The organism is Lentzea chajnantorensis (assembly GCF_054300775.1).
In genome coordinates this window covers 8,590,775-8,606,038 of sequence record NZ_JBSDZT010000002.1, presented here as the reverse complement: position 1 = coordinate 8,606,038, position 15,264 = coordinate 8,590,775, and the positions used below count along the sequence as shown (strand labels likewise).

The window sequence follows — 15,264 nt, the reverse complement described above, 5'->3', positions numbered from 1 at the left end:
CCGTCCAGCACCGCACCGACGAGAACGCCCGGCCCACCGCACCGCGGGAGCCGGGCGTTCCGGCGTTCGCCTCAGCTGTCGAGGTAGGCGAGGACGGCGCGGACCCGCCGGTGCTCGGAGTTCGACGGTTCCAGGCCGAGCTTCGCGAAGATGTTGCCGACGTGCTTCTCCACCGCGCCGTCGGACACCACGAGCGTGCCGGCGATGGCCGTGTTCGACAGGCCCTGCGCCATCAGGCCGAGCACCTCGCGTTCGCGCGGAGTCAACGAGTCGACCGGGCTCTTCTTGCTGCGCACCATGAGCTGCGTGATCACCTCGTGGTCGATGCTCGTGCCGCCGTCGGCGACCCGCCGCACCGCGTCGACGAACTCCTTCACGTCGGCCACCCGTTCCTTCAGCAGGTAGCCGACCCCGCTCGCACCGCCCGCGAGGAGCTCGACGGCGTAGCGCTCCTCCACGTACTGCGACAGCACCAGCACCGGCAGCCCCGGGTGGCGGCGGCGGCACTCGATGGCCGCGCGCAGCCCCTCGTCGGTGAACGTCGGCGGCATGCGGACGTCCACCACGCACAGGTCGGGCCGGTGCTCGGTCACGGCGTCCAGCAGGTCGGTCCCGTTCTCCACCGCCGCCACGGTGTCGATGCCCTCGTCGGCGAGCAGCCGCTGCACGCCCTCCCTCAGCAGCACCGAGTCCTCGGCGATCACCACGCGCACGGCAACTCCGCTCGAATCACGGTCGGCCCACCAGCGGGGCTGACGACGACAACCACACCGTCGATGGTCGCAGCCCGGTCCGCGAGCCCGGCGAGCCCGCCACCCGGCTTCAGCTCCGCACCGCCCTGACCGTTGTCGGTGACCTCGACCAGCACGCCCGTGTCGATCCGGTTGACCCGCACGGTCGCCCTGGTGCCGGTGGAGTGCTTGGTGATGTTGGTGAGCGCCTCGCCGACGGTGAAGTACGCGGCGCTCTCCACCGCCGTCGGCGGCCGCGGGTCGACGTCCACCTGCAGGTCCACCTCGATCGGCACGCGGGCGGCCAGCGCGGACAGCGCCGCGTCGAGACCGCGGTCGCCGAGCACCGACGGGTAGATGCCGCGTGCCAGGTCCCGCAGCTCCTTGATGGCGAGCTTGGCGTCCGCGTGCGCCTCCGCGATCAGCTCGGCCGCGCCCTCCGGGTCGCTGTCCAGCTTCGACTTCGCCCGGCCCAGCCCCATCGCCACGGCCACGAGCCGCTGCTGCGCGCCGTCGTGCAGGTCGCGTTCGATGCGCCGGCGCTCCGCCTCGGCCGCCTCCACCCCGCGCGCCCGGCTCGACTGCAGCCGTTCCGCCTCGACCGCCAGCTCGTCGGCACGGGTCGGCCCGAGCATGGCGCGGGCGAACCGGCCGTGCAGCGCGCCGAGCGCCTTCGTGCCCATGACCGCGAACGGGACCAACACCAGCCCGAGCACCGCGATCGGCAACGCCGAGGCGAACGAGTCGATGGTCCAGAGCTCACCGACGACGACCGCGAACGGCGCGTAGCTGATCCAGAACGGCACCGCGGCCAACGCCGCCACGACCGTCCAGAGCGTGAGGACCGCGCCGAACTCCAGGACCCCCACCGGCAGCAGGAGCAGCAGGTAACCGAAGTCGCGCCAGGTGGCGGGGTCGGTGAACTGGGCCTTCCACCGCTGCCACAGCGTGCCCGGCTGCCGGGCCCGGTAGGGCACCGGGATGTCCGTGCGCAGCGCCGCACCGACCCACGCCCGTTCCACCGTCGCGCCGGCCCGCACCGCCTGCATCGCGAGCCAGAGGATCGGCAGGCCCACCCACAGCACGGACAGGGAGAACCCGACGACCGTGAGCACGACGGTGAGGGTGAACCAGAAGATGCCGGTCACCAGGTTGGTCAGCAAGTAGAACCCGGCTGCGAGCGCGTTCGGTTTCCTCATGACGTCCATGTTGTCGTTGTCGCTGGTCAGGGACCATGCGGCCAACCAGTCAGCCGGTGGTGGGGACAGCCCTACCTGCCTCGGGAAGAACTCGGTGGCAGCGGCCGTTATGCTAGGTGCACCACGACGAGGGGGTGAACGGTTTCGACTGTGGACGTTGATTCAGGGGAAGCGTGCCGGTGCAGGCGAGAGACCACCGCAAGCGTCATCGCAAACCAATAAGCGCCACGTCTAACGACAAGCGCGCGTTCGCTCTCGCCGCCTGAGGCGAGTAGCAACGCTGTCGGCCTAGGAGTGCCTTCGGCCTAGAGTCCGGCATCAGCTAGAGGGCTTACCTGCAGTCCCGGTCGCGGGGACTGTTCGGGAAACTCACAGCGACTGGGCCCGTCACATCAGCTCGTCCGCGTGACTGATGGGGTCAAGCAGAGGCAGAGCGGACTGCGCACGGAGAAGCCCTGATGAACCGCCACAGGACCCGGGTTCGATTCCCGGCACCTCCACTCGGACGGCGGGTGCTCGCGCACGCTGCGCGTGCGCTCGCCGTTTCTCGTTCCGGGTGTTCATCTGGGGGCGACCCCCAGACCCCCGAGCAGTTCGGGCGCTGAGCGCCCTCACGCACACCCCGAGTGCCATCGCGCAGGCTCCCGAGCAGGGTCGGCGCTGAGTGGCCTTAGGTCGACAGCCCTCACGCTGGCAGCCTCACGCCGACAGGAGCAAGACGTCGGAGAGTGCGGACAGGAAGTCCTCGGCGTCGAACATTGCGCCCGCCGAGGCCACTCCCGTGATCCGGAACCGGCCGGTGAGCAGGCGGTCCACTGCCTCTACGGCCAGAGGGGCGCTGATGGCGTAGATGTCGTGGCCGGTCGCGGTTCGGCGGCGTTCCTCCGAACCCCGGCGTACGCGTACGTCCACCTCGAAGGTTTCCGGTTCGGAGCGGGGAGTGGCGGCGGCCAGGGCCTGGGCCGCGGTGACGGACATGTACGAGGTCACCGACGGGATCGCCAGGTGGCTGGGCACGGTCACGATGTCGGCCATCGAGAACTCACCGACCACCTCCCGCGGCCCGCTGGGGAAGTCCCAGGTCGACGTGGGCGGCGCGGTGTCGTGGTGCTCGAGCCGGCCGTCGCGGAACCGGACCCGCCGACCACCTCGTCGGTCGCGGGAGACCGCGCCGGCGGCGAGCGTGCCGGGCGTCGGCTGCCAGCCGCTCAGGCCGTAGGCGACGTGCGCCTCGGACGCGTCGGGCCAGTCGCCCATCGCGGCGGTGACCAGCAGGTCCGCCAAGCCGCCGAAGAACGCCATCGCGGGCACGACCGGGACCGCGGCACCGCGGGCGAACGTGTCGGCGTTCGCCTCGATCTCGGCGGCCACGTCCACGTACGGGATGCCGGCGCGTTCGGCGGCGGCGATCAGCGGCAGCGCCGTCACGGCGAACGGACCGGCCGCGTTGACCACCGCGTCCGCACCGGTCAGCGCCCGGTCGAGAGCGGCGGGGTCGTCGGCGGTGGCCTGCGCGCGGCCGAACGGCAGTGGCGTGAAGCCGCGCTTCTCCAGCTCCGCCTGGATGAACCGGCCGGTGAGGCCGGAGGCGCCGTAGACCGCGATGTGGTGTCCCATGACGGCAATTCAAGCCAGGGCGGCGCTCGCTGCCCAGTGTCTGGAACGACACGATGCGTACAATTCCGGACATGCTCGCGTTCGCCGTGACCGACGGGATGCTGCACTTCGAGCTGACCGCGACCTACGAGATCTTCACCGCGCCTCAGCTCGGCTACCGGGTGGTCGTCTGCGGTGACGGGCCGGTGCGCGTCGGCCGGTTCACGCTGGAGCCCGACCTGCCGCTCGACCGGCTCCACGAGGCGGACACCGTCATCGTGCCCGCGGTAGCCGACTGGGAGGGGCCGGTCGACCGGCGGCTGATCGAGGCGGTCCGGGTGGCGCACGCGAAGGGCGCGCGGATCGCCTCGCTGTGCACGGGCGCGTTCGTGCTCGCGGAAGCGGGGTTGCTCGACGGGCTCCGCGCCACCACGCACTGGGCGCACGCCGACGAGCTCGCCCGCCGGTACCCGCGGGTGGAGGTCGCACCGGACGTGCTCTACGTCGACAACGGCCAGGTGCTCACCGCGGCGGGCAAGGCGGCGGCGATCGACCTGAGCCTGCACCTGATCCGCCGCGACCACGGTGCGGTGGCGGCGAACACGGCGGCGCGCAGGCTGGTCGTCCCACCGCACCGCGACGGTGGCCAGGCGCAGTTCGTGCTCGCCCCGGTGCCCGCCGAGGAGGGGCACCCGCTGACCGAGCTGTTCGACTGGGCGAGCGAACGGCTCGACCAGGTGCTCACCGTCGAGGACCTGGCCAGGCATGCCGGTATGAGCTCGCGGCACCTCACCCGGTTGTTCCGCACCGTCACCGGCACCACCCCGTTGCAGTGGCTGCACATGCGGCGGATCCGGCGCGCGCAGGAGCTGCTGGAGCTGACCGACGACAGCGTCGACCTGATCGCGGAGGCGGCGGGGATGGGGACGGCGACGACGTTGCGCCGGCACTTCCACCGCACCGTGGGTGTGCCGCCGGACACATACCGCCGCACGTTCCGGCCGGTGGGTGGCAGGTAGTCCCCGAGCAGGGCGTTATGTTGGCCGGATGAGCAACGGACAGCGCATCGGGGCGCGGGTGTTGCGGCGCAAGCCGATCGACCAGCTGACCCATCCCGGCAGCGAGATGCGGCGCACGCTCGGCGTCGGCCACCTCACCATGATCAGCATCGGCGCGACGCTGGGCACCGGCATCTTCGTCGTCCTCGGCGAGGCCGTGCCGCTGGCGGGACCGGCGATCGTCGTCTCGTTCGTGCTCGCGGGCATCACCGCGTTGTTCTCCGCGCTGTCCTACGCCGAGCTGGCCGGGCTCATCCCGGCGTCCGGCTCCTCCTACTCCTACACCTACGCCACGCTCGGCGAGATCGTCGCCTGGGTCTGCGGCTGGTGCCTCGTGCTGGAGTACGGCGTGTCCGTCGCGGCGGTCGCGGTCGGCTGGGGCCAGTACGTCAACGAGCTGCTGCACCTGGTCACCGGGCTGCGGATCCCGGACGCGCTCAGCCAGCCGCCGGGTGACGGCGGGATCGTCAACGTCCCGGCCGTGCTCGTCGTCGTCATCTCGATGCTGGTGCTGCTGGGCGGGGCGCGCGGCAGCGCCCGGACGAACACGGTCCTGGTGTACGTGAAGATCGGCGCGCTGGTCATGTTCTGCGCGGTGGCGTTCACGGCGTTGAAGGCGGGCAACCTGCAGCCGCTGTTCCCGCTGGGGCTCGCCGGCATGAGCGCGGGCGCGGCCACCCTGTTCTTCTCCTACATCGGGTTCGACGCCGCTTCCACCGCCGGTGAGGAGGCGGAGAACCCGCAGCGCGACCTGCCGCGCGCGATCATCATCTCGCTCGTCGTGATCACCGCGCTGTACTGCGCCGTCGCGCTCGCCGCCGTCGGCGCCATGCCGTGGCAGGCGTTCGAGGGCACCGAGGCGGCGCTCAGCCGGGTGCTGACCGACAACGTCGACGGCGCCATCTGGCCGATCCTGCTCTCGATCGGCGCCGTGGTGGCGACGACGTCCGTGGTGCTGACCGTCCTCTACGGACAGACGCGCATCCTGTACGCGATGTCGCGCGACGGGCTGGTGCCGTCGATCTTCGCGAAGCTCAGCCCGCGCACCGGGGTGCCGTTCGTCAACACCGTCGTCGTCGGCCTGTTCATCGCGGTGCTCGCCGCGCTCGTGCCGCTGGGGTCGCTGGCCGACGCCACGAGCATCGGCACGTTGTTCGCGTTCGCGCTGGTCAACATCGCCGTGATCATCCTGCGGCGCACCGAGCCCGACCGGCCGCGCAGCTTCCGGGTGCCGTTCTCGCCGGTCACGCCGCTGCTGGGGCTCGCGTTCTGCGTCTACATGATGTTCAGCCTCGGCCTGGACACCTGGGTCGCGTTCCTCGCCTGGATGGCGCTCGGGTTCGTCATCTACTTCGCTTACAGCGTCCGGAAGGCCCGCCTTGAGGTTTCGAGCGATCACTGACGTCCCGGGCATCGCCCGCGTCGCGCGGTACTACGCCGACGTCTGGGAGACGAGCCTCGACGTGCTGTCCACCGAGACGCTGCACTGCATCCGGCACGCGGGCGGCGCGACGATCGGCGCGTTCGACGGCGACGAGCTGGTCGGTGCCACGACCGGGCTGTTCTGCCCGGACGGGTCGGTGTACTCGATGATCGCCGCGGCCCGCCCCGGTGCCGGGCTGCCGTTGAAGCTCGCGCAACGCGACTGGGCGGTCGGCCTGGGCGCGCGGTCGATGCGCTGGACCTACGACCCGCTGGTGGCGCGCAACGCCCGGTTCAACCTGGTGAAGCTCGGCGCCGTCGTCACCGAGTACGCGGTGGACTTCTACGGGCCGATGAACGACGGCGTGAACACCGGTGAGTCCGACCGGCTCACCGTGCGGTGGGACCTGACCGGCGCGCGGGAGCCGCACGAGTCCGAACCGCGCGGCGAGGTCACGGCGACCGCCCCGGACGGCGGGCCGCTGCGGCGCACCGACGGCGACCGGATCTGGTGCCGGGTGCCGGCCGACGTCGTGCGGGTGCGCAAGGAAGCGCCGGAGCAGGCGCAGGAGTGGCGTGCGGCGGTGCGGGACGTGTTCCTGGACGCCTTCGACCGCGGGTACGTCGCGACCTCGATGTCCCGCGACGGCTGGTACGAGCTGGAGGTGGCCGGATGAGGATCGAGCGGGTCGAGCTGCTGCACGTCGCGATCCCGCTGGTGTCGCCGTTCCGCACGTCGTTCGGCACGATGACGACGAAGGACACGTTCCTGCTGCGGGTCGTCACGGACACCGCGGAGGGCTGGTCGGAGTTCGCCGCCGACCCGGAACCGCTGTACTGCTCGGAGTTCGTCGCCGCGGCGGAGCTGGTGCTGGCCGACCACCTCGTGCCCCGCGTGACACCGGAGGTCACCGTCGCCGAGGTCGGGCCGAGGACGCACGCGGTCAAGGGCCACAAGCTCGCCAAGGCCGCGCTGGAGACCGCCGTCCTGGACGCCGAGCTGCGCTCGTTCGGGATGCCGATCGGCACGTTCCTGGGCGCCACCACCGACAGGGTGCCCGCCGGTGTCTCGGTCGGGATCAAGGACTCGGTCCCCGAGCTGCTCGACGACGTCGAGGGCTACCTGGCGGAGGGCTACGCGCGGATCAAGCTCAAGATCGAGCCAGGCTGGGACGTCGACCCGGTCCGCGCGGTCCGCGAGCGCTTCGGCGACGTCCTGCTGCAGGTCGACGCGAACACCGCGTACACCCTCGCCGACGCCGACCACCTGCGCCGGCTCGACGAGTTCGACCTGCTGCTCATCGAACAGCCCCTGGAAGAAGACGACCTCCGCGGCCACGCCCTGCTGGCCCAACGGTTCCGCACACCGATCTGCCTCGACGAGTCGATCACCTCGGCCAGGGACGCGGCCACCGCCATCGCGCTCGGCGCGTGCCGGATCGTCAACGTCAAACCCGCCCGCGTCGGCGGCTACCTCGAAGCCCGGCGCATCCACGACGTCGCCGTGGCGAACGGGGTCCCGGTGTGGTGCGGCGGGATGCTGGAGACCGGTGTCGGGCGCGGGCCGAACCTCGCGCTGGCCGCGTTGCCCGGCTTCACGCTGCCCGGTGACGTGTCGGCGTCGCGCCGCTACTTCGCGGAGGACGTGACGGAACCGTTCGAGCTGCGGGACGGGTTCATGCAGGTGCCGAGCGGGCCGGGCATCGGGGTCGAGCCGGTTCGAGAGGTGCTGCGGCGCTTCACCACCGCGACCCGCGTGCTCTACGCCAGGGACTGAAGCTCGCGGGCCAGGTTGCTCCGCGCGGCGGCGTCCCACCGCTGCCGCGCGGGCTCGGTGACGTACAGGTCCTCGCGCTCCAGCAACGCCTTCAGCACCTTCGCCCGGCCCGCGCGCCACGCCGGTTCGTCGTAGCGCGCGTACTCGCGGCGCACGGCCTGCCGGTAGCGCTCGTAGTGCTCGGGCTCGGAACCGAGGATCGCCAGGTCGGCGTCCAGCAGCACGTGCGCCAGCGGGTCGTCGGACGAGTGCGTGATCGTGGCCAGCACCAACGCTTCCACGCGCGTGACGTGCTCCTCCGCCAGCCCCGCGAGGCGTTCGCGGGCCCACAGCGCGCTGGCCCGTTCGTCCTCGCCCGGTCGCCCGTCGTAGATCACGTCGTGCGCGCACGCGGCGAGGGTGAGGACCGCCCGTTCCTCGACGGAGAACGCGAAGGCGTCCGCGAGCTCCGACGAGTCGCGCACGACGGACGCCACGTGGAACGTGTTGTGGTAGGCCCTGTGCGGCTCGGCGTAGCGTTCGACCAGGTCGCCCGCGTCCGGTGTGCCGCCCAGTGCCCGGACCGCGTCGTCCCAGATCCGCCTCACCGCGCCAGCTCCTTCTCGACGACGTCCGCGGCGGCGCTGCTGCCGCCCTCTGGCTGGAACTCCGGCAGCGGGAAGATCGCTGTGTGCGCCACGGTCACCTGCTCTTGTCGTAGGGGCGTTCCGGCCAGTGGTGCTTGGGGTAGCGGCCCTTGAGCTCACTGCGCACGCGCAGGTAGCCGTTGCGCCAGAACGACCTGAGGTCGCTGGTCACCGCGGTCGGACGGCCGGCGGGGGACAGCAGGTGCACGACCACCGGGACGCCCGCGATCTTCGGGGTGTCGGCCCACTTCATCGCGTCCTGGATGCGGACGTGCAGCGCGGGCGTGTCCTGGGTGTAGTCGACCTTGCCCTGCCCGATGCGCTCCGGGGCGAGCTGGTCGAGCTCCGCCGCCTCCGGCCACGGCAGCAGGTTCCGCAGCACCTGCACGGTGTCGATCTTGGACAGGTCGGAGCGCTTCTTCGCCTTCCCCAGGTCGAGCGATCCGATCAGGCTCTCGTCGTCGACGCTCGGCCAGTCGCGGGTGCGGTGCAGGAACGCCATGCGTTCGCGCAGGCGCTTGGCGGCGTCGGTCCACTTCAGCAGGCCGAGCCCCTCGGCTTCGAGGCCCATGCGCAGTGCCTGCTGCGACTTGGCCAGGTCGTTCAGCGGGCGTTCGTCCAGGGTGATCGCGCCGAGCTTGCGGACGCTGTTCGCGACGACGTCGCGTTCCCACCGGATGTCGTCCTCGGTGTGCACGAGGGCTTGGGCGGCCGTGACGGCGAGCTCCTCGTCGGCGGGCGCGGCGAGGCGGATGCGGCCGTGCTTGCTGCCCGGTTCGCGGTCGGCGATCGCGACCGCGAGCCACTGGGAGTGCGCGTTGTCGTGCTCGACCGCCGTGCCGTTGGCCATCAGGTAGACGGTGCTGTTCTTGGACCGGCGCTTCGCGAGCCGTTCCGGGTAGGCGAGGGCGACCACGAGGGCGGGATCGCCGTTGCCGTGCGGGTTCGTGCCGAGCTTTTCGAGCTTCTTGGCCTCCTGGCGCCACTTTCCCGGGGCTTTGAGGGCGGTCGCCAGGTCGGTCGTGCTCGGGTGGGAGCTGTCGTCGAGCAGCGCCACGACCTCGGCGGCGGTCCGGTTGCCCGCGAGCGCGCTGCCGTCGATCAACGCCCGGCCCAGGCGCGGGTGCAGGCCGGCGCTCGCGATGCGGTCCCGGCGCTCGGTGTCCTCCAGCGCGCCGATGGAGTGCAACGTCTCCTGGGCGGCCTTCAGCGCACCCTCCGGCGGGGCGTCCCACCAGTTCAGGCCGGAGCCGTCCGGGGTGCCCCACACCGCGAGCTCCAGCGCGAGCCGGGTCAGGTCGGCGGTGCGGATCTCCGGTTCGGGGTAGCGGGGGAGCGTCGAGTGCTCGTGCTCCGGCCAGCAGCGGTAGACCCGGCCGGGAGCCTCACGCCCGGCGCGACCGGCGCGTTGGTCGGCGACGGCCTGCGACACCCGGATCGTGGCGAGACCGGCGAGACCGCGGCGGTGGTCGACGCGGGGGACGCGGGCCAGCCCCGCGTCGACCACGGCGCGGACGCCGGGGACGGTCAGGCTGGACTCGGCGATGCTGGTGGCGAGCACGACCCGTTGCCGCTGACCCGGTGTGAGGGCGGCGTCCTGGACGGCTGCCTTGAGCTGGCCGTGCAAGATCACCGTGTCGGCGTTCAGCAGGCTCGCGGTGCGGTTGATCTCGCGCACGCCGGGCAGGAACGCGAGCACGTCACCGTCCACTTCGGACAAGGCCTTGTTGATCGCGCGTGCGACGGTGTTCTCGATGCGCTCGTTGCGGTTCGGCGGCACGTAGGTGATCGCCGTGTCGAACGTGCGGGCAGCGGTGTGCAGGACGGGTGCGTCGCCGAGCAGGTCCGCGAGCCGTTGGGCGGCAACGGTCGCGGACGTGGCGAGCAGCTTCAGGTCCGGCCGCAGGCCCGCCTTGGCGTCCAGCAGCAGCGCGAGCAGCAGGTCGGCGTCGAGGTGGCGTTCGTGGACCTCGTCGAGCAGCACCGTGCCGACGCCGGTGAGCTCCTGGTCGTGCTGCAGGCGGCGGACGAGCAGGCCGCTGGTCACGACCTCGATGCGGGTGTGCCTGCTGGTCTTGCGGTCACCGCGGACCGAGTAGCCGACGGTGTGGCCGACCGGTTCGCCCAGCAGGCTCGCCATGCGCGCGGCGGCGGCGCGGGCGGCGATGCGGCGCGGCTCGGCGACGACGACCTTGCCGGGCAGGGCGAGCGGCACCAGCGTGGTCTTGCCGGTGCCCGGCGGTGCGACGAGGACCGCCGACCCGTGGTCCTCCAGCGTGCGCAGGAGCTCGGGCAGGACGGACTTCACCGGGAGATCGGGCAGGTGCACGTTCCTGAGTGTGTCAGGGTGGTGGCATGGTGCTGTTGGGTGTGGTGTCCGGAGTGCTGTCCGCACTGCGATCCGCGCGGAACGTGGCGCAGTGGAAGCACGTGCCGATGGTGTCGGAGTCCTCGAAGACCGTCTCCGTGCTGGCCGTGGTCCCCGCGCGCGACGAGGAGGCCACCCTCCCGTCGCTGCTGCCCGGCCTGGTCGGACAGCCGGGGGTGCGCGTGGTGGTCGTGGACGATGCCTCCGCGGACGCGACCGCGAAGGTCGCGCTCGCGCACGGCGCCGAGGTCGTCACGTCGCCGGGACCGCCCTCCGGGTGGGCGGGCAAGGTGCACGCGATGCACCTGGGCGCGCAGGCCGTGCGGGACGAGGAGTGGCTGCTGTTCGTCGACGCGGACATGACCTGCGCACCTGACCTCATTGGCCGGCTCGTGGCCACGGCGTCCGAGCTGGGCGCGGACCTGATCTCGTCGTCCGGGCGGGGGACCGGGCCGGCGTGGTGGTTCCTGCTGCCCGCGTTCAACACGCTGGTGTTCGAGGGCTCGCCGCCGGACGGCAAGGGCCCGACGGCGCTCGCGGTCGGGCACTGCGTCCTCGTGCGGCGGCCCGCGTTCGAGAAGGCCGGTGGCTGGGAGGCGCTGGCCGGGAACCACGCGGACGACGTCGGCATGGCGACGCTGATCAGGGACACCGGCGGGTTCGTGCGGTTCGTCGACGCGTCGGCGCTGCTCACGACCTCCGGCCTGGACACGTTCGGGGACACCTGGCGGTCGCTGCGCAAGAGCATCCAGCCGGCGTTCCGCGACATGTTCGGGGCGCGGGCACGGCCGCTGCTGGCCGCCGCCGGGCTGCTGCACCTCGCGTACGGGCTGGTCCCGGTGCTGCGGTGGCGCTCGCCGTGGTCGTGGCTCGCCTGGGCCGCGCAGGCCGCGTCGCACCGCGAGTTCGTGAAGCGCGTCGGGCAGCCGGAGGCCTCCGCCGTGCTGGCGCCGCTGGCATGGGCGACGATCGGGGTGTTCCTGCTGGACTGTGCGCTGCGACCCGGCGCGAGGTGGAAGGACCGCCGCGTTGGTTGACCCGTTGCGCGACCCGGACGACCCGGACCTGCTCGACCCGTACCAGTCGCGGTCGCTCGCGATCCTCGTCGAGGGCGCGCGGCTCGCGTCCGGTGCCGTCCGCTACGGCAAGGTCGGGCGGGTCGGCTGCGCCGCCGTCGTGATCAATCGGGAGAACCCGCTGCCCACCGGGAACTTCGGCTGCGCGCTCGACGGGTCCTCGGTGGAGGTCGCCTCGACGCTGCTGCGGCTGGAGCAGACGTTCGCGGACGTCGGGCGGGCCGAGGCCGTGGTCTACGCGTCACCGACGACAGTGGACGAGATCGAGGGCATCGCCGACGACTCCGGCTGGTACGCGGTCGAGGAGCTGCAGACCGTGGTGCACCGCGGCCGTGCCGTCGTCGCCGAGGGGGTGCGGCGGGCGGAGGACGCGGACCTGCCGGGGATCGTCGAGCTGCTGTCCGACGAGCTGGTGGGCAACCGGGCGCGGCTGCAGAAGTGGCTCGGCCACCGGCTGGACGACCCGCGGTGCCTGCTGCTGGTCGTGGACGACGGCGAGCGGATCGGCGGGTTCGCCTCCGGCTTCGCCGAGCGCGGCGTGGGCCTGGTCGAGCAGTGCGTGGTGCGACCGGCCCGTCGCCGCCGGGGTGTGGGGCGGTCGCTGGTGGTCTCCGCGGTCGCCTCGCTGCGCTCGGCCGGTGCGGCGCTGGTGGCCTCCCAGGTCGACGAGGGTCCGGGGGAGCGCTTCGCCGAGGCGTGCGGGTTCGTCGCGATGTATCCCGTGACGGCATACGTACGCAGGGTGGATGAGCTGCTCGATTGAAGTGTTCAGTTGCCGCGTGACATATCCTTAGCAGGGCTAAGGGAGGCATGGGGTGCGCGAGCGCTTGCCGGTAGAGGTCTGGGTACTGGTCGCGGCCAGTTTCATCATCGCCATCGGGTTCGGGATCGTGGCACCGGTACTGCCGGTGTTCGCGGCGACGTTCGGGGTCGGGCACACCGCCATCGCGATCCTGATCAGCGTGTTCGCGGGGGTCAGGCTGGCGTTCGCGCCGCTGAGCGGCATCCTCGTCAACAAGTTCGGCGAGCCGCGGATCTACATCGTCGGCATCCTGATCGTGGCGGCCGGCACCACCATGGCCGGGTTCTCCGGCAGCTACTTCGAGATGCTCGGCTGGCGGGCCCTCGCGGGCATCGGGTCGACGATGTTCACCGTCGCCGCGCTCGCGCTGCTCATCCGGATCACCCCGGCGCCCATGCGCGGGCGGGCCTCCGGCATGTGGGCGGCCGGGTTCCTCGTCGGCAACGTGGCGGGCCCGATCGTCGGCGCCGGTCTCGTGCCGTTGGGTCTCTGGGTGCCGTTCGTGTCGTACGGCGCGTTGCTGTGCGTCGCGGCGTTCGTGGTCTGGTTCTTCCTGCGGAAGTCGACGCTGGCGGCACTGGACAAGTCCGGCGGCGCCGACCACATGCCGTTCATGGACGCCATGCGCCACCGCGCCTACCACGCTGCGCTGGCCTCCGGTTTCGCCAACGGCTGGGCCGTGTTCGGCGTGCGCATCTCGCTGGTGCCGGTCTTCGTGATCGAGGCGCTGGAGCAGAGCCCCGCCGTCGCCGGCATCTCGATGTCGGTGTTCGCCGCCGGCAACGCCGCGATGCTGTTCCTCTCCGGCCGCATCGCCGACACCCGCGGCCGCAAGCCGGTCGCCATCGCGGGCCTCCTGGTCAGCGGCGTCACCACGATCTGGATGGGCTTCACCACCGGCACCTGGGACTTCATGGCCGCCTCGCTGATCGCGGGCATGGGCGCGGGCCTGCTGAACCCGCCGCAGAACGCCGTCGTCGCCGACGTGATGGGCGCCCGCGGCCGCGGCGGCCCGGTGCTCGCCGGCTTCCAGATGGTGACCGACCTGGGTGCCATCATCGGCCCGATCTCCGCGGGCGTCCTCGCCGACACCTTCGGCTTCGAGGCCTCGTTCGCCGTCACCGGCGCGGCACTGCTGCTGTCGGTCGTCTTCTGGCTCATCGCCCCCGAGACCCTGCCCACACACGAGGAGGAGCACACGGCCGCGGCCGTGGCACCGGAGTGCGGCGCCCTCGACGAAACGGCCGAGGTCCCACTGGGCGAACGCGTCGGCGGCAAACCACGCCACCCGGAAGCGTGAGCGCGTACTCAGGTTCTTTTCAGCCTGGATCGCTACCCTCGCCCCCGTGGGTGGAGCAGAGCGCAGTGCGCGGAAACGGAAGCAGGCCGCGCGTGCGGTGACCCAGGCTCGCAAGTCGGGCGGGGACAGGACGAAGGTCATCGCCGGCATCGCCGTGGTGGCCGTGCTGGCGGTCGCCGTGATCGGTTACGTGATCTACCAGCAGCAGTCCGGCGACTCGACGACGGACGGCGCGATCCCCGCCGCCCCCGCCGAGAAGGTCATCTCGGCGCCGTCGGTGCGGGACAACAACGTCGTGGTCGTGGGCAAGGACAGCGCCACCACCACCATCGACGTCTACGAGGACTTCCTCTGCCCGGCCTGCGGCCAGTTCGAGGAGATCTACGGCAAGGACCTCAAGACCGCGGTCGAGGACGGCAAGCTCAAGATCCGCTACAACATCCTCCCGATGCTGGACCGCCTCTCCAAGCCGGCCGGCTACTCCTCGCTGTCGGCCAACGCGGGCCTCTGCGCCGCCGACGTCGGCAAGTTCAACGAGTTCCACGCGGCCCTGTACTCGAAGCAGCCTGAGGAGGGCGGCCCCGGCTACACCAAGGACCAGTTGATCAAACTCGGCAAGGACCTCGGCATCACCGACCCGGCCTTCGAGACGTGCGTGCAGAACGACACCTACAAGGCCCCGCTCACCGACCTCATGTCGAAGACGAGCGCCAACGACGCCCTGAAGAACAACGGCGGCTTCGGCACGCCGACCGTGGCGCACAACGGTTCCCGCGTGGACATGGCGGCCAACGACAACTGGCTGGCCGACCTGCTCAAGTAAGCCCCTCGCTGACAGCGCCCGGTCCCCGTTCGTTCGTGGGGGCCGGGCGTCTTCGTTCTCGCTGGCCTTCGGTTGTTCGTGGGTGTGCTGCGAGTCACTTCGGTCTTCGGGGGTCGGGAGCTGGGGTGAAACTGGGGTTGCGGGTGGGTTGGACCGGGGTCTACCAGGGCGGATGGGGGTTCGGGACCCCCGATTTTCATCTTGTGGCACCGATGTTGTACGGTATTGGCACACGAGAACGGCAGGGAAACCAGCCGGGAACGTGGACCTTCAAGGGGCTGTGGCGCAGCTGGTAGCGCATCACACTGGCAGTGTGAGGGTCAGGGGTTCGAGTCCCCTCAGCTCCACAATTGGATAGCACAAGAATTGCCCGCTGACCTGCGCAAACAGGTTCAGCGGGCGATCTTGTTTTCTGTCCTAAGTGGACGCCGCCTCACCGTGAGCTCCACGACGAGTCCTTTGGTCAGCGACCGCGCACACTCGACT

The 15,264-nt window shown here is 71.4% G+C and carries 13 protein-coding genes, 1 tRNA gene and 1 other RNA gene; 10 read left to right on the top strand and 5 right to left on the bottom strand.

The genetic code is table 11. The annotated features are described in order from the left end of the window. Nucleotides 1-71 precede the first annotated feature (71 nt). Nucleotides 72-713 (bottom strand): response regulator transcription factor, encoded by a 642-nt coding sequence (locus ACVDFE_RS41215; protein ID WP_360397896.1) that lies wholly within the window; start codon nt 711-713, stop codon nt 72-74. Beyond that, nucleotides 701-1,939, bottom strand: a complete 1,239-nt coding sequence (locus ACVDFE_RS41210) for a sensor histidine kinase (protein ID WP_458434476.1) — start codon at nt 1,937-1,939, stop codon at nt 701-703. Before ACVDFE_RS41210 ends, ACVDFE_RS41215 begins: the two co-directional genes overlap by 13 nt. 121 nt (nt 1,940-2,060) lie before the next feature. On the opposite strand from ACVDFE_RS41210, the gene ssrA reads away from it, so the two are divergent. Beyond that, nucleotides 2,061-2,433, top strand: a transfer-messenger RNA (tmRNA) gene (gene ssrA, locus ACVDFE_RS41205). 196 nt (nt 2,434-2,629) lie between these two features. On the opposite strand, the gene ACVDFE_RS41200 is transcribed toward ssrA, so the two are convergent. Beyond that, nucleotides 2,630-3,547, bottom strand: coding sequence for a saccharopine dehydrogenase NADP-binding domain-containing protein (locus tag ACVDFE_RS41200; protein ID WP_458434223.1), 918 nt, complete (start codon nt 3,545-3,547; stop codon nt 2,630-2,632). Between the two features lie 53 nt (nt 3,548-3,600). On the opposite strand from ACVDFE_RS41200, the gene ACVDFE_RS41195 reads away from it, so the two are divergent. From ACVDFE_RS41195 to menC, 4 genes are read left to right on the top strand one after another with little or no spacing between them, the layout of a single operon-like run. Then, entirely contained in the window at nt 3,601-4,545 is a 945-nt protein-coding gene (locus ACVDFE_RS41195) for a GlxA family transcriptional regulator (protein ID WP_458434222.1), read from the top strand. Between the two features lie 28 nt (nt 4,546-4,573). Then, nucleotides 4,574-5,986: an amino acid permease gene (locus tag ACVDFE_RS41190; protein ID WP_458434221.1), complete on the top strand. Its 1,413-nt coding sequence runs from the start codon at nt 4,574-4,576 to the stop codon at nt 5,984-5,986. After that, entirely contained in the window at nt 5,964-6,683 is a 720-nt protein-coding gene (locus ACVDFE_RS41185; RefSeq protein WP_458434220.1) for a hypothetical protein, read from the top strand. The genes ACVDFE_RS41190 and ACVDFE_RS41185 overlap by 23 nt, the downstream gene beginning before the upstream one ends. Then, on the top strand, nt 6,680-7,783 hold the full coding sequence (menC, locus tag ACVDFE_RS41180; RefSeq protein WP_458434219.1) for an o-succinylbenzoate synthase: 1,104 nt from the start codon (nt 6,680-6,682) through the stop codon (nt 7,781-7,783). Before ACVDFE_RS41185 ends, menC begins: the two co-directional genes overlap by 4 nt. Here the strand turns inward: menC and ACVDFE_RS41175 are convergent. Both ACVDFE_RS41175 and hrpB read right to left on the bottom strand, forming a co-directional pair. Next, nucleotides 7,768-8,370, bottom strand: coding sequence for an HD domain-containing protein (locus ACVDFE_RS41175; RefSeq protein WP_458434218.1), 603 nt, complete (start codon nt 8,368-8,370; stop codon nt 7,768-7,770). The two genes, menC and ACVDFE_RS41175, sit on opposite strands and share 16 nt — an antisense overlap. Nucleotides 8,371-8,464: 94 nt before the next feature. Next, the gene (hrpB, locus tag ACVDFE_RS41170) at nt 8,465-10,738 is read right to left on the bottom strand and encodes an ATP-dependent helicase HrpB (RefSeq protein WP_458434217.1); all 2,274 of its coding nucleotides are present in this window, start codon (nt 10,736-10,738) and stop codon (nt 8,465-8,467) included. A gap of 26 nt (nt 10,739-10,764) precedes the next feature. On the opposite strand from hrpB, the gene ACVDFE_RS41165 reads away from it, so the two are divergent. From ACVDFE_RS41165 to ACVDFE_RS41145, 5 genes are all read left to right on the top strand, one after another. Continuing rightward, nucleotides 10,765-11,814: a glycosyltransferase gene (locus tag ACVDFE_RS41165; protein ID WP_458434216.1), complete on the top strand. Its 1,050-nt coding sequence runs from the start codon at nt 10,765-10,767 to the stop codon at nt 11,812-11,814. Continuing rightward, nucleotides 11,807-12,616 (top strand): N-acetyltransferase family protein, encoded by an 810-nt coding sequence (locus ACVDFE_RS41160; protein WP_458434214.1) that lies wholly within the window; start codon nt 11,807-11,809, stop codon nt 12,614-12,616. Before ACVDFE_RS41165 ends, ACVDFE_RS41160 begins: the two co-directional genes overlap by 8 nt. A 52-nt stretch (nt 12,617-12,668) precedes the next feature. Further along, a complete protein-coding gene (locus ACVDFE_RS41155) occupies nt 12,669-13,955 on the top strand; it encodes an MFS transporter (protein WP_360397918.1) in 1,287 nt (428 codons plus the stop codon). Nucleotides 13,956-14,001: 46 nt separating this feature from the next. Then, complete coding sequence (locus tag ACVDFE_RS41150) at nt 14,002-14,778, top strand: DsbA family protein (protein WP_458434213.1); 777 nt, start codon at nt 14,002-14,004, stop codon at nt 14,776-14,778. A 274-nt stretch (nt 14,779-15,052) separates the two neighbouring features. After that, a tRNA-Ala gene (locus ACVDFE_RS41145) sits at nt 15,053-15,125 on the top strand. The last annotated feature ends 139 nt before the right edge of the window (nt 15,126-15,264 follow it).

What these genes read in the sequence shown, in the direction of transcription:
- ACVDFE_RS41210 (WP_458434476.1), bottom strand. Translation starts at nt 1,939, where the DNA reads ATGGACGTCATGAGGAAACCGAACGCGCTCGCAGCCGGGTTCTACTTG.
- ACVDFE_RS41200 (WP_458434223.1), bottom strand. Translation starts at nt 3,547, where the DNA reads ATGGGACACCACATCGCGGTCTACGGCGCCTCCGGCCTCACCGGCCGG.
- ACVDFE_RS41195 (WP_458434222.1), top strand. Translation starts at nt 3,601, where the DNA reads ATGCGTACAATTCCGGACATGCTCGCGTTCGCCGTGACCGACGGGATG.
- ACVDFE_RS41190 (WP_458434221.1), top strand. Translation starts at nt 4,574, where the DNA reads ATGAGCAACGGACAGCGCATCGGGGCGCGGGTGTTGCGGCGCAAGCCG.
- menC (WP_458434219.1), top strand. Translation starts at nt 6,680, where the DNA reads ATGAGGATCGAGCGGGTCGAGCTGCTGCACGTCGCGATCCCGCTGGTG.
- ACVDFE_RS41165 (WP_458434216.1), top strand. Translation starts at nt 10,765, where the DNA reads ATGGTGCTGTTGGGTGTGGTGTCCGGAGTGCTGTCCGCACTGCGATCC.